The 19,996-nt window shown below is 61.6% G+C and carries 21 protein-coding genes; 8 read left to right on the top strand and 13 right to left on the bottom strand.

The features are described from left to right. Positions 1–40 precede the first annotated feature (40 nt). Complete coding sequence (locus K3752_RS07890; RefSeq protein ID WP_170403236.1) at positions 41–505, top strand: SspB family protein; 465 nt, start codon at positions 41–43, stop codon at positions 503–505. A 40-nt stretch (positions 506–545) separates the two neighbouring features. On the opposite strand, the gene K3752_RS07885 is transcribed toward K3752_RS07890, so the two are convergent. After that, positions 546–1,073: a hypothetical protein gene (locus K3752_RS07885; RefSeq protein ID WP_170371935.1), complete on the bottom strand. Its 528-nt coding sequence runs from the start codon at positions 1,071–1,073 to the stop codon at positions 546–548. Between the two features lie 244 nt (positions 1,074–1,317). Between K3752_RS07885 and fumC the strand changes: the two genes are divergently transcribed. From fumC to K3752_RS07865, 4 genes are read left to right on the top strand one after another with little or no spacing between them, the layout of a single operon-like run. After that, on the top strand, positions 1,318–2,712 hold the full coding sequence (gene fumC / locus K3752_RS07880; RefSeq protein ID WP_170403243.1) for a class II fumarate hydratase: 1,395 nt from the start codon (positions 1,318–1,320) through the stop codon (positions 2,710–2,712). Further along, complete coding sequence (locus tag K3752_RS07875) at positions 2,712–2,888, top strand: DUF4169 family protein (RefSeq protein ID WP_170390021.1); 177 nt, start codon at positions 2,712–2,714, stop codon at positions 2,886–2,888. The genes fumC and K3752_RS07875 overlap by 1 nt, the downstream gene beginning before the upstream one ends. Then, positions 2,885–3,115 carry a ribbon-helix-helix domain-containing protein gene (locus K3752_RS07870; RefSeq protein ID WP_170390019.1) on the top strand — a complete coding sequence of 77 codons (231 nt, stop codon included), beginning with the start codon at positions 2,885–2,887 and terminating at the stop codon, positions 3,113–3,115. Before K3752_RS07875 ends, K3752_RS07870 begins: the two co-directional genes overlap by 4 nt. Positions 3,116–3,166: 51 nt before the next feature. Continuing rightward, a complete protein-coding gene (locus tag K3752_RS07865) occupies positions 3,167–3,769 on the top strand; it encodes a DNA-3-methyladenine glycosylase I (protein ID WP_260066013.1) in 603 nt (200 codons plus the stop codon). A 2-nt stretch (positions 3,770–3,771) separates the two neighbouring features. Here K3752_RS07865 and K3752_RS07860 read toward each other — a convergent pair whose 3' ends face one another. The 4 genes from K3752_RS07860 to K3752_RS07845 all read right to left on the bottom strand — a co-directional run bounded on the left by K3752_RS07860 (position 3,772) and on the right by K3752_RS07845 (position 8,177). Beyond that, the gene (locus K3752_RS07860; RefSeq protein WP_170371116.1) at positions 3,772–4,653 is read right to left on the bottom strand and encodes a fructose bisphosphate aldolase; all 882 of its coding nucleotides are present in this window, start codon (positions 4,651–4,653) and stop codon (positions 3,772–3,774) included. 72 nt (positions 4,654–4,725) lie between these two features. Then, positions 4,726–6,075: a cytochrome P450 gene (locus tag K3752_RS07855; RefSeq protein ID WP_260066010.1), complete on the bottom strand. Its 1,350-nt coding sequence runs from the start codon at positions 6,073–6,075 to the stop codon at positions 4,726–4,728. Next, positions 6,072–7,346: a hypothetical protein gene (locus tag K3752_RS07850; protein WP_260066008.1), complete on the bottom strand. Its 1,275-nt coding sequence runs from the start codon at positions 7,344–7,346 to the stop codon at positions 6,072–6,074. The genes K3752_RS07855 and K3752_RS07850 overlap by 4 nt, the downstream gene beginning before the upstream one ends. Before the next feature lie 78 nt (positions 7,347–7,424). Then, positions 7,425–8,177, bottom strand: a complete 753-nt coding sequence (locus K3752_RS07845; RefSeq protein ID WP_170338729.1) for a cytochrome c biogenesis CcdA family protein — start codon at positions 8,175–8,177, stop codon at positions 7,425–7,427. A gap of 105 nt (positions 8,178–8,282) precedes the next feature. On the opposite strand from K3752_RS07845, the gene K3752_RS07840 reads away from it, so the two are divergent. Then, positions 8,283–8,522 (top strand): sulfurtransferase TusA family protein, encoded by a 240-nt coding sequence (locus tag K3752_RS07840; RefSeq protein WP_170357716.1) that lies wholly within the window; start codon positions 8,283–8,285, stop codon positions 8,520–8,522. Positions 8,523–8,561: 39 nt separating this feature from the next. Here the strand turns inward: K3752_RS07840 and K3752_RS07835 are convergent, their stop codons facing one another. From K3752_RS07835 to purC, 7 genes are all read right to left on the bottom strand, one after another. Then, positions 8,562–11,258 (bottom strand): ribonuclease E/G, encoded by a 2,697-nt coding sequence (locus K3752_RS07835; RefSeq protein WP_260066005.1) that lies wholly within the window; start codon positions 11,256–11,258, stop codon positions 8,562–8,564. Positions 11,259–11,761: 503 nt separating this feature from the next. Then, the gene (locus tag K3752_RS07830; RefSeq protein ID WP_093961984.1) at positions 11,762–13,096 is read right to left on the bottom strand and encodes a sigma-54 dependent transcriptional regulator; all 1,335 of its coding nucleotides are present in this window, start codon (positions 13,094–13,096) and stop codon (positions 11,762–11,764) included. Between the two features lie 13 nt (positions 13,097–13,109). After that, the gene (locus tag K3752_RS07825; protein WP_093961983.1) at positions 13,110–14,882 is read right to left on the bottom strand and encodes an ATP-binding protein; all 1,773 of its coding nucleotides are present in this window, start codon (positions 14,880–14,882) and stop codon (positions 13,110–13,112) included. A 36-nt stretch (positions 14,883–14,918) separates the two neighbouring features. Continuing rightward, positions 14,919–15,587 (bottom strand): phosphoribosylformylglycinamidine synthase subunit PurQ, encoded by a 669-nt coding sequence (gene purQ, locus K3752_RS07820; RefSeq protein WP_170357712.1) that lies wholly within the window; start codon positions 15,585–15,587, stop codon positions 14,919–14,921. A gap of 34 nt (positions 15,588–15,621) precedes the next feature. Next, positions 15,622–15,852 (bottom strand): phosphoribosylformylglycinamidine synthase subunit PurS, encoded by a 231-nt coding sequence (purS, locus tag K3752_RS07815; RefSeq protein ID WP_093961981.1) that lies wholly within the window; start codon positions 15,850–15,852, stop codon positions 15,622–15,624. Positions 15,853–15,981: 129 nt separating this feature from the next. Continuing rightward, on the bottom strand, positions 15,982–16,650 hold the full coding sequence (locus K3752_RS07810; RefSeq protein ID WP_170367058.1) for a MarC family protein: 669 nt from the start codon (positions 16,648–16,650) through the stop codon (positions 15,982–15,984). Positions 16,651–16,797: 147 nt separating this feature from the next. Further along, the gene (gene purC / locus K3752_RS07805; RefSeq protein WP_170338739.1) at positions 16,798–17,553 is read right to left on the bottom strand and encodes a phosphoribosylaminoimidazolesuccinocarboxamide synthase; all 756 of its coding nucleotides are present in this window, start codon (positions 17,551–17,553) and stop codon (positions 16,798–16,800) included. 188 nt (positions 17,554–17,741) lie between these two features. Between purC and K3752_RS07800 the strand changes: the two genes are divergently transcribed. Both K3752_RS07800 and bmt read left to right on the top strand, forming a co-directional pair. Further along, the gene (locus K3752_RS07800) at positions 17,742–18,059 is read left to right on the top strand and encodes a DUF1476 domain-containing protein (protein WP_170403268.1); all 318 of its coding nucleotides are present in this window, start codon (positions 17,742–17,744) and stop codon (positions 18,057–18,059) included. A gap of 118 nt (positions 18,060–18,177) precedes the next feature. Next, complete coding sequence (bmt, locus tag K3752_RS07795) at positions 18,178–19,191, top strand: betaine--homocysteine S-methyltransferase (RefSeq protein ID WP_170403270.1); 1,014 nt, start codon at positions 18,178–18,180, stop codon at positions 19,189–19,191. A 3-nt stretch (positions 19,192–19,194) separates the two neighbouring features. Here the strand turns inward: bmt and K3752_RS07790 are convergent, their stop codons facing one another. Next, a complete protein-coding gene (locus tag K3752_RS07790) occupies positions 19,195–19,971 on the bottom strand; it encodes an enoyl-CoA hydratase-related protein (RefSeq protein ID WP_093961976.1) in 777 nt (258 codons plus the stop codon). Positions 19,972–19,996 lie beyond the last annotated feature (25 nt).

Here is a 19,996-nt window from a genome sequence, read left to right as displayed (position 1 = left end):
AATCCCTTATGCTTGGGATAACCACTTTCGAGGATGACACATGTCGCAAGGCATTGACTACGGCAACTTGATGCACACCGCTATGCGCGGGCTGATCAAGACTGTTCTGAAGCGCGTTTCTGAAACCGGACTGCCCGGCGCGCACCATTTCTTCATCACGTTCGATACCCGTGAGCCCGGCGTCGAAATCGCTGACTGGCTGCGCGAACGCTACCCTGATGAGATGACGATCGTGGTGCAGCACTGGTTCGAAAATCTCGAGGTTGGCGAGGACGGATTTGCCATCACGCTCAATTTCGGTGACGCTCCGGAGCCGTTGTATATCCCCTATTCGGCCATCCAGACCTTTGTCGATCCGTCGGTCGAATTCGGGCTGCGCTTCGAAAGCTCGGACGAAGAAGATGAGGACCCGGTGGAAATCGAGGCCGAGTCGATCGAGGTCGAACCCGACGACGAGCCGCATCATGATGCGGATATCGTATCGCTGGACAGCTTCCGCAAGTAATTCGCGGCCATTGGACGAGGCTTCGCTTTTTTGGCGGAGCCTATTGTTTTTCCAGGAATGTTTCGACCGAACGCGATTTCTGTCCATCTCTGAACCGGGAAAAGGACAGGTTCAGCCCGCCCTCGGCCAGTGTTCGGTCATACTGCTGCAATTCGTACCCGCCGTCCTCATCTATGAACAGCGAGAAGACGGTCAGCGTTTCCCCTTCGATCCGCCCCCAGACAAAAGGCTCACCCTTCATTGGGTCCAGCGGAACCTCATGACCGAAGACATTCCGCTTCATGGCTGCGGAATAGATGTTGTTCCGATCAGAAGGTCGGAATTCGACCGAAAAGCTTTGTTCTTTCACTCGGCCGTCGGCTTTGTAGGTGGTAGTCTTCCACTTGACCACGAACCCTTCGCCGGTCTCTGCGATGGAAACGCTCATGTCGCGCGGGGTCGACGATCCGTCTGCATCCACCACGTCGGCAGATCCGACATAGTCGCCGACAAAGGGACCAATGTCCTGCGCCCATCCCGGAGACGCCAACAAAATTCCAAACGCCAGTATCGACAGCCATCGGGCCATTTGCGCGAAAAATGAGGTCCGGTCTGAGCGATTCATGGTTCTTTCTCCGCGGTTGCCTTCTATATCTTAGCTCAGCCGGGAACGGGCACAATGGTACGTCCCTGTGACCAACCAAGAAAAGTGACGCACACCGCATGGCTATACCTTTTTTGCCCTTCGGACTAAGGTGCGCGCAACTGGCCGATTGAACCATAGCTTAGCTGCGGTTAAACGGCATGCGACTGCATACCAGACGGAGTGACAGATGTCTCAGACCCGCACCGAATCCGACAGTTTTGGCCCGCTCGAGGTTCCTGCCGACAAGTATTGGGGGGCGCAGACGCAGCGCTCGATCATGAACTTCCCCATCGGATGGGAGAAGCAGCCCGTCGCCATCGTGCGCGCGCTGGGCGTGGTCAAGAAGGCCTGCGCCATGCAGAACAAGGCCACCGGCAAACTGGACGCACGTATCGCCGACGCGATCATCCAGGCCGCCGGCGAGGTGATCGAGGGCAAGTTCGACGACAACTTCCCGCTAGTCGTCTGGCAGACCGGATCAGGCACCCAATCGAACATGAACGCCAACGAGGTCATCGCCAACCGCGCGATCGAGATCCTGGGCGGCGTGATCGGCTCGAAGGATCCCGTGCACCCGAACGATCACTGCAACATGGGCCAATCGTCGAACGACACCTTCCCCACCGCCATGCATATCGCCACCGCGATGAGCGTGCGTGACGTGCTGCTGCCGGGGCTGGAAAAGCTGGCCGCCGGGCTCGAGCAGAAGTCCGCGGAATTCAAGGACATCATCAAGATCGGCCGCACTCACACGCAGGACGCGACCCCGCTGACCCTGGGCCAGGAGTTCAGCGGCTATGCCCACCAGATCCGTCAGGGCATCGCCCGTGTAAACGCCGCCATGCCCGGCATTTTCGAGTTGGCACAGGGCGGCACCGCCGTCGGTACCGGGCTGAACACCCAGAAAGGCTGGGCCGAGGCCGTCGCCGCCAACATGGCCGAAATCACCGGCCTGCCCTTCGTCACCGCGCCCAACAAATTCGAGTCGTTGGCCGCTCATGACGCCATGGTGTTCCTCTCGGGCGCCTTGGCCACCGTCGCGGGCAGCTGCTACAAGATCGCCAACGACATCCGCTTCCTCGGCTCGGGGCCGCGTTCGGGTCTGGGTGAACTGATCCTGCCGGAGAACGAACCCGGCTCGTCGATCATGCCGGGCAAGGTCAACCCGACCCAGGCCGAGGCGCTGACCCAGGTCGCAGCCCACGTGATGGGCAACGACGCCGCGATCAAGTTCGCCGGCAGCCAGGGCCATTTCGAGCTGAACGTCTACAACCCGATGATGGCCTACAACCTGCTGCAGTCGATCCAGCTGCTGGGCGACGCAACGGACAGCTTTACCGAGCGTATGCTGCTGGGCACCAAGGCCAACGAGGCGCGCATCGACAAGCTGATGAAAGAATCGTTGATGCTGGTGACCGCCCTGGCCCCCACCATCGGCTATGACAACGCCACCACGGTCGCCAAGACTGCGCACAAGAACGGCACCACGCTGAAGGAAGAGGCCATCAAGCTGGGCTTCGTCGACGAGGCGACCTTTGATGCCGTCGTGCGCCCCGAGCAGATGATCGGGCCCAAGGACTGATGGGCAAGCCGGTTAATCTGAACCGGTATCGCAAGGAAAACGCGCGGGCCGAGAAAAAGGCCCGCGCCGACCGGAACGCGGCGGCGTTCGGGCGCAGCAAGGCGGAAAAGCAGCTGGACAAGGCCCGTACGGAAAAAGCCCGCCGCGATCTGGACAATCACGAGCTGGATGAATGAGCGGCCCGCCCGTCAAACGCTCGCTAACGCTCAAGGGGCACCGAACATCGGTCTCGCTCGAGGATGAGTTCTGGCAGGCGTTCCGAGAGATCGCCAAGGCAAAAGGTTTGCCGATCAATGTTTTGGCCTCGGAAATTGATGTCGCGCGCGACCCCGAGACTGGATTGGCGTCGGCCATTCGTGTCTTTGTTCTGAACTGGTACCGGTCACCCGATCGCAGCGCTTGATCTTATCCCCGTCGGTGTCTAGGCTGGATGTGAACAAAAGGGGTACATTTGATGCGCGATCTCGTGACCGGGCCGGATGGCCAACCGCGATGCGGCTGGTGTCAGGCCGCGCCGGAGTTCTTCGACTATCACGACAATGAATGGGGTTATCCGGTAGGTGACGACCAGCGTCTGTTTGAGAAGCTCTGCCTTGAAAGCTTCCAGTCCGGCCTCAGCTGGCGCACCATTCTGGCCAAGCGCGAGAACTTCCGGAAAGCCTTTTCCGATTTTGATTTCAACGTGATGGCCGGTTTTTCTGAAGCGGACGTTGAACGACTGCTGCAAGATGCCGGTATCATCCGCCATCGCGGCAAGATCGAGGCGGTGATCAACAACGCCCGCCGCGCACAGGAGCTGGTGGCCGAAACCGGCTCGCTGGCGGCCTATGTCTGGCGGTTCGAGCCCGAGACCCCTCCTGCGCCGCAGACGGCCTCGACTTCGCCCGAGTCGGTTGCCATGTCCAAGGATCTGAAAAAGCGCGGGTGGAAATTTGTCGGCCCCACCACGGTGTTTGCCTTCATGCAGGCGATGGGGCTGGTGAATGACCACGCCACCGGCTGCGCCATGCGCGAAAAAGCGGCGCAGATGCGCCGCTCGTTCATCAAACCGGCCTGACCTCAGACCGAGGCGCGATAGATCTTGTCGATATTGCTGCCCAGGGCCGCGTTGAACTCGGCATCCGACTGCTGTTTCGATAGCCCCTCGGTCAGCGCGCGCGAGAAAGAGGCGATCATCTTGCCGTTCTGCGCCAGCAGGTCACAGGCCTCGTCGGTCGAATAGCCGCCCGACAGCGCCACTACCCGCAGAACACGCGGATGATCGGCGGCCTCGTCATACAGGTTGGCCTTGCTGGGCAGGGTCAGCTTCAGCATGACGTCCTGCCCCTCGCCCAACTCGTCGAGATTCTTGAGGATTTCGGCTTTCAGGATCTCTTCGGCTTCGGCCTTGGTGTCCGACTTGATGTTCACCTCGGGTTCAATGATCGGAACCATGCCGGCCGCGATCACCTCGCGGGCCACGTCGAATTGCTGTTTCACCACGGCGGCAATGCCCTCGGCATTGGCCTCGTGGATGACCGAGCGTTCCTTGGTGCCGAACACACCTTCGGCCTTGGCCAGCGTCTCGGCCAGGCCCGGGATGGGCTTCATCAGCTGCACGCCGTTGGCGGTGTCCTCCAGCCCCTTGTCGATCTTGAGGAACGGCACGATGCCTTTGACCGACCACAGGTAATCGGCCACCTTGCGACCGTCGATTTCCTCGCTCAGCGTGCGTTCGAACAGGATCGCGCCGATCACCTTGTCGCGGGTGAAGTCATCGGCCAGGATGATCCGGGCGCGCATCTTCTGGATCTCGGCAAACATTTCCTCGTCCGAGCCATAGTCGGACGGCTGCACCCCGTACAACGCCAGCGCCTTGGGCGTCGAGCCGCCGCTCTGATCCAAAGCCGCGATAAAACCCGCACCGTTGATCATCTGTTCGCGCTGTTCAGCCTTGGACATAACACTTTCCCGTTCAGTAATGATTCCGCTTTTCCAACCGCATACAGCATGGCGCGGGGCGATGATAGTTTGTTAGCGCTCAACCACGCGCAGCCAAATTCCGTCGCGGGACCGGACCGTCAGATGCGCCACCGGGACCGGGGAGCGGCCCTCGACAGGTTCGAACCGGTATCGGCGCAGCAGGGTCGACAGGATCAACGGCCCCTCGACCATCGCAAACCCCGCCCCGGTACAGACGCGCGGCCCGGCCGAAAACGGGATGAAGGCCGCCCGCTGGCAGGCTTTGCCGTTTTCGGTCGCCCAGCGGGACGGGTCAAAGCTGTCGGGGTCCTCCCACAACCGTTCATGTCGGTGCAGGTGCCACGGGCTGAGCACGATCTGAGCGCCCTTGGGCACGTCGCGGTCGCGGAAGCGTTCAGGGCATGTGGCCTCGCGCACCATCATCGGGACCGGGGGATAGAGGCGCAGCGCCTCGCGGAACACATCGCGGCTGATGCGCAGTCTGGACATGCTGGCAAAACTGATTTCATCCTGCGCGCGGGCCTCCTCGGCCACGCGGTCCTGCCAGTCAGGATAGGCGGCCATCAGGTACAGCGTCCATGCCAGGGCCGAGGCGCTGGTCTCGTGCCCGGCCAGAAAAAAGATGGCCACCTGGTCGATCATCTCATCGGTATCGAAACACTGCTCGGTCAGGGGGTCGGGCGTGGTCATGATCTTGGTGGCCAGATCGTTTGGCGCGGTGCCGGCGGCGATCTGCGCAGCCCGCTCGCGGGTCAGGCGGGCGATCAAGGCGCGGATTTCGGCCGCTGCACGGCGGGTCTTGCGCGCGTGGAACCGGGGGACCCAGCCTGGCAGCGGCACGAAAGCCGCAAGGTTCAGCAGAGGTTGCTGCCGCTGATAGGCGCGGAATTTCTCGAACACCTGTGCGGCGATTTCGTGCTCGATAGGCACCGAGAACAAGGTGCGAAAGATCACGTCGGCGGCGGCATGGCTGGTGACCTCTTCGATCTCGACCGGCACGCCCGTCCTGTCGCGCAGGCGATCGGCGCAAGCCTCGGCCGAGGCCAGCATCGCGGGAAAGGTCTGTTTCAGCCGCCCGCCCTCGAAGGCCGGATCGATGATGCGGCGTTGGCGCTCCCAGGTCGCGCCGTTGGTCAGGAATACCGATTGGCCTAGCAGGGGCCGCAGGCCTTCGCTGATCCGGCCGGATTTCGGGAAATCCTGAGGACGGTGTTTCAGAACCCGGTCGATCAGCTCAGGCTGGTTGATCAGGTAGGACCGGAAGAACGGGGTGCGAAACTCGGCCATCCAGGCGCGGTACAGGCGTTGCGGCTGGGCCGACAGGATGTCGCGCCGGAACAGGCGCAGGTATTGCCACAGCGATACCTTGTCCGGTCTGGCGGGCGGTTTGGGCGGGGTCATGCGCGCACCGTTCGGTATTTGGACACTGCCCGCTCGATCCGCGATTTCGACGGCGCCCGCCCTGCGAACCTTGCGCCCAGTGTCAGCGGCCCGGCCGTGATGCGGAAATAGTCATAGTCGCTAGGCCGGTCGAACGCGCAAAGATACTGGAAATGCAGACGGAAGAACCGCCAGCGCAGCGCGGCCCAGCGTTCAGGCGACAGGGTTTGCGTGAAAGCGGCCGACAGGACCAGAGGCCAGCGTTTGCCCGGCCCGGCAACGCCACTGACCGCCACCGGATCACATAGGGCAAAGGCGCAGCCATCCCCGGGAGCCGAGACGTCGACCCATGTCAACCGCCCGGTCTGCGACAGCAACTGCAGGTCGGCCCGCAACCGGTCGGCCCGCGGCAGGAATGACACCATAGGCACCACCTGCCCCAATGTCAGGAACGACAGGGCCGGACCATCCGGCGGCACCTCGCCCCGCCGCAGCAGGTCGGCTAGAACCGAGACGCCAAGATGCGCGCCGGAGCTGTGGCCCACCACCAGAACCTCATCGACGGGCGACCGTAGCGCTGCCGCAATAGTGGCACGGAATTCGTCCAGCCGAGCCTGCAACTCGGGCGGCGTTTCTCCCCGCAGCCGCGCAGAATAGGCATAGTCGTGCATCAGGTAATAGGCGAACAGGCGGTTGTCGATCTTTCGGAACCAGCGCAAGACCCACCAGCCCGCCAACACGCCAATAGCCAGGCTGAGATACATCCGCGCCGCAAAATAGGGACCGAACAGCGCGGGTCCTTCCACAGCTTCAACCAACCAATGCATCGCGGACTCGGACAACATTGCCACACCGTAGAAGACCAATCCCGCCAGCGCCAACTGCCCCAGCAACATCGCCACCGGATAGAGTGCGGCGATCACCGGTCCTTTGCGCAGCCGCATCAGCCGCCACAGCGTGCCAGTCGAGATGTAGATCGAGGCCGTGCACAGCAGTTGCCAGTAGGTCGCCGGGATCGAGCTGTCCATGCTGTCGCGCACGATGTCGGACCAGACTAGAACCTCGACATCCGTATCTACTTCGGCCCCGTCCTGCTCCGACCGGACGTGCCAGCCATAGGGGCCATCGCCCGTCTTGGCCGAGACCTCCAACCGATACCCGGAAATCGCTGACTGCGCGCGCCCCTCTTTCCGATAGAGTTCGCGATAGCGGCGGGGATGGATCGGATCATAGCCGGGGATATAGAACACCCGGCGTCGTTGTACCCCAGATTGCGGAACCTGACTGCTCATGCCTTTGCCCTTGTTGCGGGCAGGTTAGCGCAGCGATGTGGCCAAGGTAAGGCCCGATCATCGCGACCGGGCGCCGCGTCAGCCCAGAGTGGCCAATGCCGGGAACGTCTCAAGCAGCCACCAGCTGAACTCGGTGAACAGACCCGTCACCAGCATGATGCCGACGACCAGCAACAAGCCACCCATGACTTTTTCGATCGTTCCCATATGCGGTTTCAGCTTGTTCATCACCGCCATTGAACGGTTCAGGAACATCGCAGCCAGCAGGAACGGTATGCCCAGACCCGCCGCGTAGACGCCCAGCAACAGCGTGCCCCGCGCCACCGAGGCCTCGGACGCGGCCAGCGACAGAATCGCGCCAAGCTGGGGGCCGATGCAAGGGGTCCAGCCGAATGCGAAAGCCAACCCCAGGATGTAAGCCCCGAAGACCGAGCCGCCGGAGTCCCCGGTTTCGAGCCGCGCTTCGCGGTCCAGGATCGGAATTCGGAACACGTTCAGGAAATGCAGGCCGAACACGATCACCACCAGACCCGAGGCCTTGGCGAACAGTTCCTGGTTCTGCAGCACGAATGCGCCGAAGGCCGAGGCCGTGAAGCCCAGCAGCAGGAACACCGTCGACAGTCCAAGAACGAAGAACAGCGCTGACAGAGTCGCCTTGCGTCTAGCCTGCGCCTGATCCTGCATCTCGTGAATGGTCACGCCGCTCATGTAGGCCAGATAAGGCGGCACGATCGGCAACACGCAGGGCGACAGAAAACTGATCAACCCGCCGACCAGCGCGATGAACATGGCGGGCAGCAGCCCCGCGTCAATGATATCGATTCCGAACATGCCACTGCACATAGGATATCCAGTGGGGCGCGTCACGGGGCCATTCGGTCACATCCTCGTGGTTGCCGGCTGGACAGCTGTGCGCCATGCAAATATCTGAGAGCCATGACACAAGAAGCCGAAACACTGGATGCATTGGGCCTGCTGTGCCCCCTGCCCGTCCTGAAAGCCCGCAAACGGCTCAAGGCCATGCCTGCGGGCTCCCTTCTCCGGGTTCTTGCCGACGATCCGGCCGCAATCGTCGATGTACCTCATTTCTGCTCGGAGTCCGGGCACGAGCTGATCGGGATGGAAGAAGCTGCGGATCACCACGTCTTTCTCATTCGGAAAAACGGCGGGACCTGAAAGAAAAAAGGCGGACAATACTGTCCGCCTTTTTTTGTCTTATTGGCCCAGTGACCACCAACCGCGCCGTTTGGGCTTGGCCGGAGACGGCTCGGGTTCTTCCGCCACCGTCTCAAGCACCGGCTCTGCGGCGTCCTCGGCTTTTTCTTCTGTTGCCGCTTCCGGCGCTTCCGCCACGGGCTCGGCATCTGGCGTTTCGACTTCTGCCGCTACCTCGGGCTCACTCTCTTCGACCGGCTCCTCGGCTTGCGCTTCGGGGGCATTGTCCTCAGCACCCGCAGCCTCATCAGCAGGCGTTTCTGCGGCCGCCTGAACCGCTTCTTCGGCCACCTCGGGTTCCGGCGCGGGCGCCTCTTCGACTTCGGCCGTCTTCTTGCGGCGCGGTGCCCGACGTTTTTTGGGCTTGGCCGATTTTTCTTCGGCCTGTTCCGCTTCACCCTCGGTCACGTTTTCGGCGCCAGCTACTGCGGTCTCAGCCGGAGCGGATTCAGACTCAGCGGTCTTTTCCGTCCCCGATTCCTCAGGTTGCGCCTCAGTGCTCGCCTTGTCTTCCGCAGCTTCGTCAGAAGTGGTTGCCTCGGCCTGCTCGCCGTTGCCGCCGTTCTTCTTGCGGCGACGCCGGCGGCGCTTGCGCTTCGGCTTGGCTTCCTCTTCTGCCTGTTCCGGCTCGACGGCGCTGTCTTCAACTTCGTCCTCGGAATCTACCAGATCCATCAGCGATGCTGTCGCGGACACCACCGGCGCAGACGCTTCGGGAACGATCCGGCTGGCCGTCTTGAACTTTTCCATCGAGAAATCAGGGCTTACCAGATGAATGTCACCTTCGATCCGAACCGACAGGCCATAGCGGGCCTCGATCTGCGCGATATGCTCGCGCTTCTGGTTCATCAGGAAGTTCGCAATGCTGACCGGGCACCGCACCAGCACCTCGCGCGAGCGGCGGCGTGTTCCTTCCTCTTCGATCTGACGCAGGATCGACAGAGCCATGTTGTCGTCCGAGCGGATCAGACCGGTGCCATGGCAGGACGGGCAAGGCTGTGTGGTTGCCTCAAGCATTCCTGGGCGCAGGCGCTGGCGGCTCATCTCCAGCAGGCCAAAGCCCGAGATCCGTCCGACCTGAATACGGGCCCGATCGGTCTTCAGCTTGTCCTTCAGGCGCTTTTCAACCGCCAGGTTGTTCTTGCGCTCGTCCATGTCGATGAAGTCGATGACGATCAGACCGGCCAGGTCGCGCAGGCGCAGCTGGCGTGCAACTTCCTCGGCGGCCTCAAGGTTGGTTTTGAGCGCAGTTTCCTCGATCGAGCCTTCCTTGGTGGCGCGGCCCGAGTTCACGTCGATGGCAACCAACGCCTCGGTCACGCCGATCACGATATACCCGCCCGATTTCAGCTGGACCGTCGGGTTGAACATTCCCGCCAGATAGCTTTCCACCTGATAGCGCGCGAACAGCGGCAACTGATCCTCGTACCGTTTCACGTTCTTGGCGTGCGACGGCATGATCATCTTCATGAAGTCTTTGGCGATGCGGTAGCCACCTTCGCCTTCGACCAGAACCTCGTCGATGTCCCGATTGTACAGATCACGGATCGACCGTTTGATCAGGTCGCCTTCCTCGTAGATCTTCGCAGGGGCGATCGATTTGAGCGTCAGTTCGCGGATCTGCTCCCACAGGCGCTGCAGGTATTCGTAGTCGCGCTTGATCTCGGACTTGGTACGCTTGGCGCCGGCTGTACGGATGATCAGACCGGCGCCCATAGGCACATCGATCTCAGATGCGATTTCCTTGAGCTTCTTGCGGTCCGCGGCGTTGGTGATCTTGCGGCTGATGCCGCCCCCGCGTGCGGTGTTCGGCATCAACACACAATACCTGCCGGCCAGCGACAGGTAAGTGGTCAGCGCGGCACCCTTGTTGCCACGTTCTTCCTTGACGACCTGCACCAACAGAACCTGGCGCACCTTGATGACTTCCTGAATCTTGTAGCGGCGCGGGCGTGGTTTGCGCGGAGGACGGATGTCCTCGCTGTCATCATCATCCGCAACCGACTCGATCGTGTCATCCTTGGCCGCCGCATCCGGCTTGGCCTCATCAGCTTCGACGTCGGTTTCGTCGGCTAGATCCGCTTCGGACTCGTCTGCTTCGACGGGTTCCGTGGGTGCGGCGTCGACTTCGGTCGTTGCGTCCGCCGTTTCGTCACCCGCGTCTTCACTCGGCTCTTCGACCGGAGTTTCAGCGACCGTCTCCATCGGAGACGTGCCTTCGGGCACATCCTGATCAGCGGCGTCTTCCTCGACCAGGTCGATGGTTTCCATGCCCGTCGGCTCGGCGGATACGTCCAGCGTTTCGACCGGATCGTCCGTCTTGACCTCTGCCGCCTTCGAACGCGACCGCGAGCGGCGCTTCTTGGGCTTGGATTCTTCGGCCTCGTCCCGCGCCTTCATTGCCTCGGCATAGGCGCGCTCTTCCTCCATCAGGGCTTCGCGGTCCGCGACCGGAATCTGGTAGTAGTCCGGATGGATTTCCGAGAACGCAAGGAAGCCATGCCGGTTCCCGCCATAGTCAACAAAGGCCGCCTGCAGCGAAGGTTCGACGCGCGTTACTTTTGCCAGGTAGATGTTGCCAGCAAGCTGGCGTTTGTTTTCGGATTCAAAATCGAACTCCTCGACCTTGTTTCCGTCCACCACCACGACGCGGGTCTCCTCCGCGTGGGTGGCATCGATAAGCATTTTCTTTGCCATGTGTCCTTGGTGCACCGCGCCAAACGCGTTGTCCTGACCTGTCCAGGCGGACAGGCGCATCTGGGGTGGTGTCTTGTCTGGGCGATTACGGACGGCGCGCGGCAGGGATCGGCGCTGTGGCCCCCTGCCCGTATACTCAATCGTAGCGCGCGCGTCATCGCGGTTCTTCTCCGACAGGCGCGAACACGCCGCTGCCTGCCCATTATTCCTTTCGCCCGAAGTTCGGGCTCAGGTACTCTACTGCCCCGGAACGGGGCACAATCGGTCTGCTTGGCCGGGCGGGAAAGGTCACCACCTGCAGCAAAGCAGCGAAACTCAATGATTCGGGACATTCAGGCACAAAAATGCGCCCGACCCGTCCCGGTACAATAAAAGCAGTCCTGTGGAAAACACAATGGGCAAACTGCAAAGGAGCCCGATCTACGGACAGATCGGGCTTCCTCCGGCTTCAAGTTTCCCGGGTGTACTTCGGCCGAAAGGCCAAAAAGGGACTGGACTCTCGCCTACAGATAGTCCGCCCGTTGCAACCCGTACTTGGCCATTTTTTCATTCAAAGTCCGGCGCGGCAGGCAAAGTTCCTCCATCACCGAGGCGATGGACCCCTTGTGGCGCCGCATTGTGTTGTCGATCAGCATCCGTTCGAACGCCTCAACGTATTCCTTCAGCGGCTTGCCCTCGGTGGTCATCACTGGCTGCATCTCTTCGTGATCGGACATCAACAACGACGCGATGGTGCCCGATCCGCGCCGCGATTGCAGAACTGCGCGTTCGGCGATGTTGATCAACTGGCGCACATTGCCCGGCCACGGCGCCTGCAGCAGCTGCGCGGCCTCCTGGGCGCTGACTTGCGGCGCCTCACAGCCGTATTCTTCGGCAAACTGCTCGCTCAGCCGGGTGAACAGGGTCAGGATATCCTCGCCCCGCTGCCGCAGCGGCGGCATGGTGATCCGCAGTGCCGCCAGACGATAGAACAGATCCGGCCGCAGCACGTCCTCGCTGGTCTTGCCGGCTTCCTGCAGGTTCGAGATCGCAACGATCCGGGTCTCGGCCGGCGTTCCCTGCTCGTTCATCACGCTCAGCAACCGGGCCTGCAGCGTGTCACTCAGCGCCTCGATATCCTCCAGCACCAGAGTGCCGCCGCGGGCTTCCTCGATGGCGGGCAGTTGTGTGTCCTCGGGCATCATGGGGCCGAACAGCCGTTTGGCCAGCGCCTCTTCTTCCAGCGCGGCACACGAGACCAGAACGAATTTTTTGCCCGCCCGGCTGCCCACTGCATGCAGCGCGTGCGCCACCAGGGTCTTGCCGGTGCCGGTTTCGCCGTCGATCAGCACATGCCCGTCGGCCTGGCCCAGGTCCAGAATATCCTCGCGCAGGCGCTCCATCACCGGGCTGGCACCGATCAGCTTGTTCATTATCTGGGTGCCGCCCGACAGCTCGCGCCGCAGCGCCCGGTTGTCCAGCGTCAGCCGCCGCGCGTTGCTGGCGCGTTTGGCAAGTTCCGACATCCGATCGGGGTTGAACGGCTTTTCCAGAAAATCGAACGCCCCCACCCGCATCGCCTCGACCGCCATCGGAACGTCGCCGTGACCGGTAATCATGATCACCGGCAGGGTACTGTCTGCACCCATCAGCTTTTTCAAAAGTTGAATGCCATCCATACCGGGCATCTTGATGTCCGAGATCACGATCCCCGGGTAATCCGGCCCCAGAACCTTCAGCGCATCCTCGGCGCTTGCAAAGGTCTCGGTGTCATAGCCGGACAGCGCCAACCATTGGCTGATCGACTGGCGCATGTCCTGTTCATCATCCACGATGGCAATTTTCATGGCCTGTGCCATAGGTACGTCCTCGTTATTCTGCGGCCTCAAGGCCGTCATGTCCCAAAATGGGCAGTTGCATCTCGAATACCGCGCCGCCGTTCTGGCCGTTGCGCGCAGTCAGCCGTCCGCCATGGTCGTTCACGATCCCGGACGAGATGGCAAGACCCAAGCCGACCCCGTCTCCGGGCCGCTTGGTAGTGTAGAACGGCTCGAACAGGTTCTCGATATCCTCGATCCCGTGGCCATTGTCGCGCACCGCCAGCACGGCGGTCTCACCTGCGGCCAGAATGATCTCGACCTCTGGCTCTGCAACAGATTTGGTGGCGTCGAGCGCGTTTCGCAACAGGTTGACCATAACCTGTTCGATCCTCATCCGATCTCCCATCACGATCACCGGCTCTTCGGGCAGAATCTGGGTGATCTTGACCTGCCTCTGACGCAGCTGCGGTTCCATCATTGACAGGGATGAGGCCAACGCCTCCCCAAGATTTACGGGTGAGAACGCGTCCGCGCCCTTACGGGCATAAGACTTGAGCTGCCGCGTGATCGCGCCCATCCGCTCGATCAGACCGTCGATCCGACCAAAGCTGGCCAGCGCCTCTTCGGGGCGGTTTCGGCGCAGCAACAGCCGCGCGCCCGCCAGATAGGTCTTCATCGCCGCCAACGGCTGGTTCAACTCGTGACTGACGGCCGCCGACATCTCGCCCAGGGCTGCCAACTTCGAGCTTTGCGCCAGCGTCTGTTCCGCCACTTCCAGCGTCTTTTCAACCCGTTCGCGTTCGGCGATTTCGCGCTGCAGCCTTGCGTTCAATGCGCGAAGCTCCGCCGACTCGCGTTGGAACAGCGCCATGCGGAACGTGGCCCTGCGGCTCAGTGCATAGAAGGTCAGCGCCAGGAGAATCGCAAACCCCATGATCTCGAGCGCCAGCACGCTGTTCACCTTTTCGCGGATCGAGGAATAGGTCGTGAACGAGGTCATCTTCCAGCCGCGGAACGGGATGCGGGTCTCCATCCGCATCACGGCCTCGCCCGCGACGTAGGCGTCCGGCGGCAAGGCCGTCCAATCGGTAGTCGCCCTAATTGCGCGCTGGATGGCACCCTGCGGATGCTGCCGCAACAACGCCTCTGTCTCATTCAGGCCGCGCCACTGGGGTTCGGTCGACAGAATGATCGTTCCTGTGCTGTCGGTCACCATGACCGCGTCCGAGATCCCGGCCCAGGCGTTTTCGAACTTGCGCAGATCAACCTCGACCACGATCACGCCCAGAATTTCCGACCCGGCCTCGATCCTGCGGGAATAGAGAAAGCCATAACTACCGGTCTCGCGCGCAATCTCCGAAAAGATCGTTGCGTTCGACCTGACGGCATTCACGAAATACGGGTCACTTCGATGGGACTCGCCCAGTCGATTGCGGTCTGTTGCGGCAACGACCCGACCATCCCGATCCAGCAGCATCAGCGACGCGGCCCCGATTTCCTCAACAAAGGACAAAAGCCGCTGCGTCGACAGGGAAAAATCGGCTGACTGCAAGGCCGAGATCAAGGTCGGGTCCCGGGCCAGCAATTGCGGAACGATGGCGTTTCGGCGCAATTCGCTCAGCAGGTTGCCGGAATAAAGGGCCAGACGCAGTTCAGCCCTGTTACGGGTCGATTCCGTGAACCGATTTGTCAGCAGGCTGTTGGTGACCCAGACCGTTGCCGCAGCAGCAACCAGCAACACGAACACGGCCAGCCGCAGGCGCCACCCCAAAGGGGCACCGCGGCCAAATAGATTTGTCCAGCCTGATTGCGCGTCGGAACTCATGCTCCGAAGCTACGCTTCCGCGCCCACGACCTCAAGTCACGCAGGTGTAAGCACACCCGACAATGCGCGGAAGAGCGCCACTCCGTCGGTGCCGCCATGCGCCTCGTCCGCCGCCCGCTCGGGGTGGGGCATCATGCCCAGCACGCGCCGGTTGTGCGACAAGATCCCTGCAATATCCCCGCGCGAGCCGTTGGGGTTGTCGGTATAGCTGAAGGCGATCCGATCCTCGTCCCGCAGGCGGGCAATGGTTTCGTCATCAGCGAAGTAGTTGCCATCGTGATGCGCGATCGGAATCTGAATCACGTCTCCGGCGTTGTAGCCCTGAGTAAAGGCGCTGTCGCTGGTCTCCACCTTCAGCCCAACGGTTCGACAGATGTATTTCAGGCCGGCATTGCGCAGCAGTGCGCCCGGCAGGATGCCGGTCTCGGTCAGGATCTGGAACCCGTTGCAGATGCCGATGGCATAGCCGCCCCGTTCGGTGTGTTCGACCACCGCCTTGCAGATCGGAGACTGAGCAGCAATCGCACCGCAGCGCAGGTAATCGCCGTAGGAAAACCCGCCCGGCACGCCCACGATGTCCACGCCCTGCGGCAGTTGGGCATCCTTGTGCCAGACCATGTCGACCTGAAATCCGGCCTGCTCAAAGGCGACGGCAAGATCCCGGTCACAGTTGGACCCCGGAAAAACAACAACCGCTGCGCGCATGGGAAACCCTCCTTGGGGATGACGGTCAGAGAATTTAGACCAGTTCGATCTCGTAACGCTCGATGACCGTGTTGGCCAACAGCTTCTCGCACATTTCGGCCACATCAGCCTCGGTTGCGCCATCGGCCAGTTCAAGGTCAATTACCTTGCCCTGCCGCACGCCTTGCACCTTGTCGAACCCCAGTGCGCCCAATGCGTGGCGCACAGCCTCGCCTTGAGGGTCCAGAACCCCGTTTTTGAGCATTACGTGCACCCGTGCCTTCATCGTCGCAACTCCACCTGTGGCCCGCCGCGCCGGGGCCTGTTCCGTTGCGCGGGGGATAGCGCGACTGACCGCGCAGAACAAGCCTTTGTGATGCGGTCGAATGACCGCAGGCGCTTCGTCTCGAGGAAATCAATTGCCCACGCTGCCGGTCAGGCCGGGATAATGTGCATCAACCGCGTTGAAGATGCCGGTCAAAACCATCTCGACGGCCACTGCAACCAGCAGGATCGCCATGATCCGGGTCAGTACGTTGATCATCGTCTCACCCACAAGACGCGAGATGCTGTCGGCAAACAGCAGGCCGAGCCCGACGATGAAACAGGCGATCAGGATCGCTGAGCCAAGGGTCACAAGTTCGGCCCCATCCGACAGCTGATGCGAGAACACGATCGTCACGGCAATCGTGCCCGGGCCAATCGTCAACGGGATCGCCAGCGGAACAACGGCAAAGTTCAACTTGCGCGCGTGACCATCGACCACGGCCGCCTGATCGCCTGGCGCCCGGTCTTGCGCGTTCAGCATCGACATGCCGATCCCAAAGATAATCAGCCCGCCGGCCACGCGGAAAGATGGAACGTCGATCCCGAAGACAGCCAACACCTCTTCGCCGATTGCAACTGAGATCAGCGCGATCACCGTCACCGAGGCCATCACGATCATGGCTACCCTGCGCCGTTCGGCAGGTGTGCAGTCGCGCGTCATGCTCAGGAAGATCGGGATGTTGTAGAGCGGGTTGAATATGGCCAGCACGGCCGCCAGAAATTTCAGGAAAACCGCTTGATCGAACAACGCGCTCATTCAGTGTGCCACCTTGGTTAGCGGACCGGGTTGGTCGGTCAACCCGAAGATGCGTGACGGGGGCCTGACCTGTCAAACCCGCAATGAAAAATGCGCCGCTCCGAATAGGAACAGCGCATCCTTGTTAGGCCCTGCCAGTCGGCGCGATCAGTTGATCAGGGTGGGCTTGCTCACGTTGCTTTTCGGCAGAACGCCCAGGCGGCGGGCGACCTCGGAATAGGCATCGGTCAAGCTGCCCAGATCGCGACGGAATACGTCCTTGTCCAGTTTCTGACCGGTCTCGATATCCCACAGTCGGCAGCTGTCCGGGCTGATCTCATCAGCGATGATCAGGCGCTGGAAGTCACCTTCGTAGACGCGCCCGATCTCGATCTTGAAGTCGACCAGACGAATACCCACGGCCAGCATCACGCCGCTCATGAAGTCGTTCACCCGCAGCGCCAGGCTGAGGACGTCGTCCATATCCTGCTGGCTGGCCCAGCCAAAGGCGGCGATGTGCTCTTCGGTCACAAGCGGATCACCCAGCGAGTCGTCCTTGTAGCAGTATTCCACGATCGGACGCGGCAGCTGCGTACCCTCAGCGATGCCCAGCCGTTTCGACAGCGACCCGGCGGCATAGTTGCGGACGATCACCTCCAGCGGGATGATCTCGCAGCTGCGGACCAGCTGTTCGCGCATGTTCAGGCGGCGGATGAAATGGGTCGGCACGCCAATCTGATTCAGACCCGTCATGAAGAATTCGCTCAGGCGGTTGTTTAGAACACCCTTGCCGTCGATCACGTCTTTCTTTTCCGCGTTGAACGCGGTGGCGTCATCTTTGAAATACTGCACGATCGTGCCCGGTTCCGGGCCTTCGTACAGGATCTTGGCCTTGCCTTCGTAAATCTTCTTGCGACGCGCCATGTGCGACCTTTCCAGGCTGGGGCGAGGGAATGAGTCCCATCGCGTTGGCGCTCTCATAGTGCAAGCCCCCCTTTCCCGCAAGTTCATGCATCCGAGAGGCTTTGACGCAGCGCAAATACCTTGCACCCGGCAGCGCGTATGGTCATATCATCAGGAAACACACTTTTACTTGAAGAGGCCCAACACCCATGACCACGTTCGACGAACGCGAAAACGCCTTTGAAGCAAAATTCGCCCATGACGAAGAAATGCAGTTCAAGGCGCAGGCCCGTTGCAACAAACTGCTGGGCCTGTGGGCTGCGGAAAAAATGGGCAAAAGCGGCGACGAGGCCGCCGAGTATGCAAAATCCGTCGTGATCGCCGATTTCGAAGAGGCCGGCCACGAAGACGTGGTGCGCAAAGTCGCCGCCGATCTGGGCGATCTGTCCAGCCCCGAGGAAATCCGCGCCAAGATGGCGGAACTGCTGCCAGTGGCCAAAGCTCAGGTGATGAGCGAAGCCAACTGAGGCATGCCGCCCACCTCATGATCTTCATGAGTATTATGAATTTGATTTGACGTCCCGGTCATGCGACACGGGGCGTCTAAATTTTTGGCCCTTGGGGCCACAACTCCGGACATCTCCAATGACCAACGCGCTGACCAGACTGCTGGAAACGAAGGACGCCATTCTTGCCGACGGCGCCACCGGAACGAACCTGTTCAACATGGGGCTGCAATCGGGTGACGCGCCCGAGCTGTGGAACACCGACCAGCCCGACAAGATCCGCGCCCTGTATCAGGGGTCGGTGGACGCAGGCAGCGACCTGTTCCTGACCAATACATTCGGCGGAACGGCTGCACGTCTGAAGCTGCACGACGCCCACACCCGCGTGGCCGAGTTGAACCGCGTCGGCGCCGAACTGGCGCGCGAGGTGGCGGATGCCGCCGGACGCCCGGTGGTGGTTGCGGGCTCGGTCGGTCCGACCGGTGAAATCCTGGAACCAGTGGGCAGCCTGACCCATGCCGAGGCGGTCGAGATGTTCCACGAACAGGCCGAGGCGCTGAAAGCCGGCGGAGTCGACGTGCTGTGGGTAGAAACGATCAGCGCGCCGGAGGAATTCCGCGCCGCGGCCGAGGCTTTTGCCCTGGCCGACATGCCTTGGTGCGGCACCATGAGCTTTGACACCGCCGGGCGCACCATGATGGGCGTGACCTCGGCCGATCTGGCGCAACTGGTCGAAACCCTGCCCAACCCGCCGATCGCCTTTGGCGCCAACTGCGGCACCGGCGCGTCTGACATCCTGCGCACGGTTCTGGGTTTTGTGGCCCAGGGAACCGAACGCCCCCTGATCTCCAAGGGCAATGCGGGTATTCCGAAATATGTCGATGGCCACATCCACTATGACGGCACGCCTGAACTGATGGGTCGTTACGCCGCCATGGCGCGAGATTCAGGTGCGACCATCATCGGGGGTTGCTGCGGAACGATGCCAGCGCACCTGCGTGAGATGCGCAAGGCATTGGACACTGAACCCCGTGGCGCCCGTCCGTCGCTCGAGCAAATTACTGCAGTCCTTGGGCCTTTCTCGTCGGCCAGCGACGGAACCGGGGACGAGGCGATGCCCGAACGGCGCGCGCGTCGCCGCCGCCGGGCCTGATGGTCAGCGCCCCTCGAACCGGGGGGCGCGTTTTTCCAAAAATGCCACCACGCCTTCGGCGAAGTCGCGGGTGCGCCCACATTCTCCCTGCAGGTGCGCCTCGGTCGCCAGTTGTTGCGGCAAGGTATTTTCGTAGGTGCCTCTCATCGCCTTTTTGATCGCGGCAAAGCCCGCAGTCGGCCCTTTGGCCAGGTACTCGGCGCGCTTGCGCCAATGCGCGGCGAATTCATCGTCGGCAACCGCCTCGTAGATCATGCCCCATTGATCAGCCTGACGCGCAGAAATCTTGTCGGCGAACAGGGCCGCACCCATGGCTTTGGCCAGACCCATCTGGCGCGGCATGAACCACGTCCCGCCGGCGTCCGGCAAAAGACCGATCCGGGCAAAGGCCTGCAGGAAATAGGCGCTTTCGGTCGCAATAACCACATCGGCACACAGGGCTAGGTTGGCCCCTGCCCCCGCCGCGGGACCGTTCACGGCCGCGATCGTCGGCACCGGACAATCATGAACAGCTTCCAGCATCGGTTCATATTCGTCGCGCAGCGCGCGTTCCAAATCGATCTTGCCAGTGCTGGACGCATCGCCCAGATCCTGGCCGGAGCAAAACGCCGGACCCGCGCCCGTCAGAACGATTGCACGCGCGTCATGAGCGGCTTTTTTCATCGCATGGGTAATCTCGGCGCGCATTTTCGTCGTAAGCGCGTTCATCTTGTCCGGCCGGTTCAGCGTGACCACAGCCAGACCGTCCGTGATGTCCAAAAGCACCGTTTCGTATTCCATGAAGTCCTCACATGCGCAGAATTTC

Origin of the sequence: Ruegeria sp. B32 (assembly GCF_025141855.1) — a bacterium.
Lineage (GTDB): Bacteria > Pseudomonadota > Alphaproteobacteria > Rhodobacterales > Rhodobacteraceae > Ruegeria > Ruegeria arenilitoris.
Note: the sequence above shows the minus strand (reverse complement) of the source record. Positions and strands in the feature narration are given on the sequence as shown.

Bases quoted from the DNA above. Each gene is read 5' to 3' on its own strand.
- K3752_RS07890 (WP_170403236.1), top strand. From the start codon at position 41: ATGTCGCAAGGCATTGACTACGGCAACTTGATGCACACCGCTATGCGC.
- K3752_RS07885 (WP_170371935.1), bottom strand. From the start codon at position 1,073: ATGGCCCGATGGCTGTCGATACTGGCGTTTGGAATTTTGTTGGCGTCT.
- fumC (WP_170403243.1), top strand. From the start codon at position 1,318: ATGTCTCAGACCCGCACCGAATCCGACAGTTTTGGCCCGCTCGAGGTT.
- K3752_RS07875 (WP_170390021.1), top strand. From the start codon at position 2,712: ATGGGCAAGCCGGTTAATCTGAACCGGTATCGCAAGGAAAACGCGCGG.
- K3752_RS07870 (WP_170390019.1), top strand. From the start codon at position 2,885: ATGAGCGGCCCGCCCGTCAAACGCTCGCTAACGCTCAAGGGGCACCGA.
- K3752_RS07865 (WP_260066013.1), top strand. From the start codon at position 3,167: ATGCGCGATCTCGTGACCGGGCCGGATGGCCAACCGCGATGCGGCTGG.
- K3752_RS07860 (WP_170371116.1), bottom strand. From the start codon at position 4,653: ATGTCCAAGGCTGAACAGCGCGAACAGATGATCAACGGTGCGGGTTTT.
- K3752_RS07855 (WP_260066010.1), bottom strand. From the start codon at position 6,075: ATGACCCCGCCCAAACCGCCCGCCAGACCGGACAAGGTATCGCTGTGG.
- K3752_RS07850 (WP_260066008.1), bottom strand. From the start codon at position 7,346: ATGAGCAGTCAGGTTCCGCAATCTGGGGTACAACGACGCCGGGTGTTC.
- K3752_RS07845 (WP_170338729.1), bottom strand. From the start codon at position 8,177: ATGTTCGGAATCGATATCATTGACGCGGGGCTGCTGCCCGCCATGTTC.
- K3752_RS07840 (WP_170357716.1), top strand. From the start codon at position 8,283: ATGACACAAGAAGCCGAAACACTGGATGCATTGGGCCTGCTGTGCCCC.
- K3752_RS07835 (WP_260066005.1), bottom strand. From the start codon at position 11,258: ATGGCAAAGAAAATGCTTATCGATGCCACCCACGCGGAGGAGACCCGC.
- K3752_RS07830 (WP_093961984.1), bottom strand. From the start codon at position 13,096: ATGGCACAGGCCATGAAAATTGCCATCGTGGATGATGAACAGGACATG.
- K3752_RS07825 (WP_093961983.1), bottom strand. From the start codon at position 14,882: ATGAGTTCCGACGCGCAATCAGGCTGGACAAATCTATTTGGCCGCGGT.
- purQ (WP_170357712.1), bottom strand. From the start codon at position 15,587: ATGCGCGCAGCGGTTGTTGTTTTTCCGGGGTCCAACTGTGACCGGGAT.
- purS (WP_093961981.1), bottom strand. From the start codon at position 15,852: ATGAAGGCACGGGTGCACGTAATGCTCAAAAACGGGGTTCTGGACCCT.
- K3752_RS07810 (WP_170367058.1), bottom strand. From the start codon at position 16,650: ATGAGCGCGTTGTTCGATCAAGCGGTTTTCCTGAAATTTCTGGCGGCC.
- purC (WP_170338739.1), bottom strand. From the start codon at position 17,553: ATGGCGCGTCGCAAGAAGATTTACGAAGGCAAGGCCAAGATCCTGTAC.
- K3752_RS07800 (WP_170403268.1), top strand. From the start codon at position 17,742: ATGACCACGTTCGACGAACGCGAAAACGCCTTTGAAGCAAAATTCGCC.
- bmt (WP_170403270.1), top strand. From the start codon at position 18,178: ATGACCAACGCGCTGACCAGACTGCTGGAAACGAAGGACGCCATTCTT.
- K3752_RS07790 (WP_093961976.1), bottom strand. From the start codon at position 19,971: ATGGAATACGAAACGGTGCTTTTGGACATCACGGACGGTCTGGCTGTG.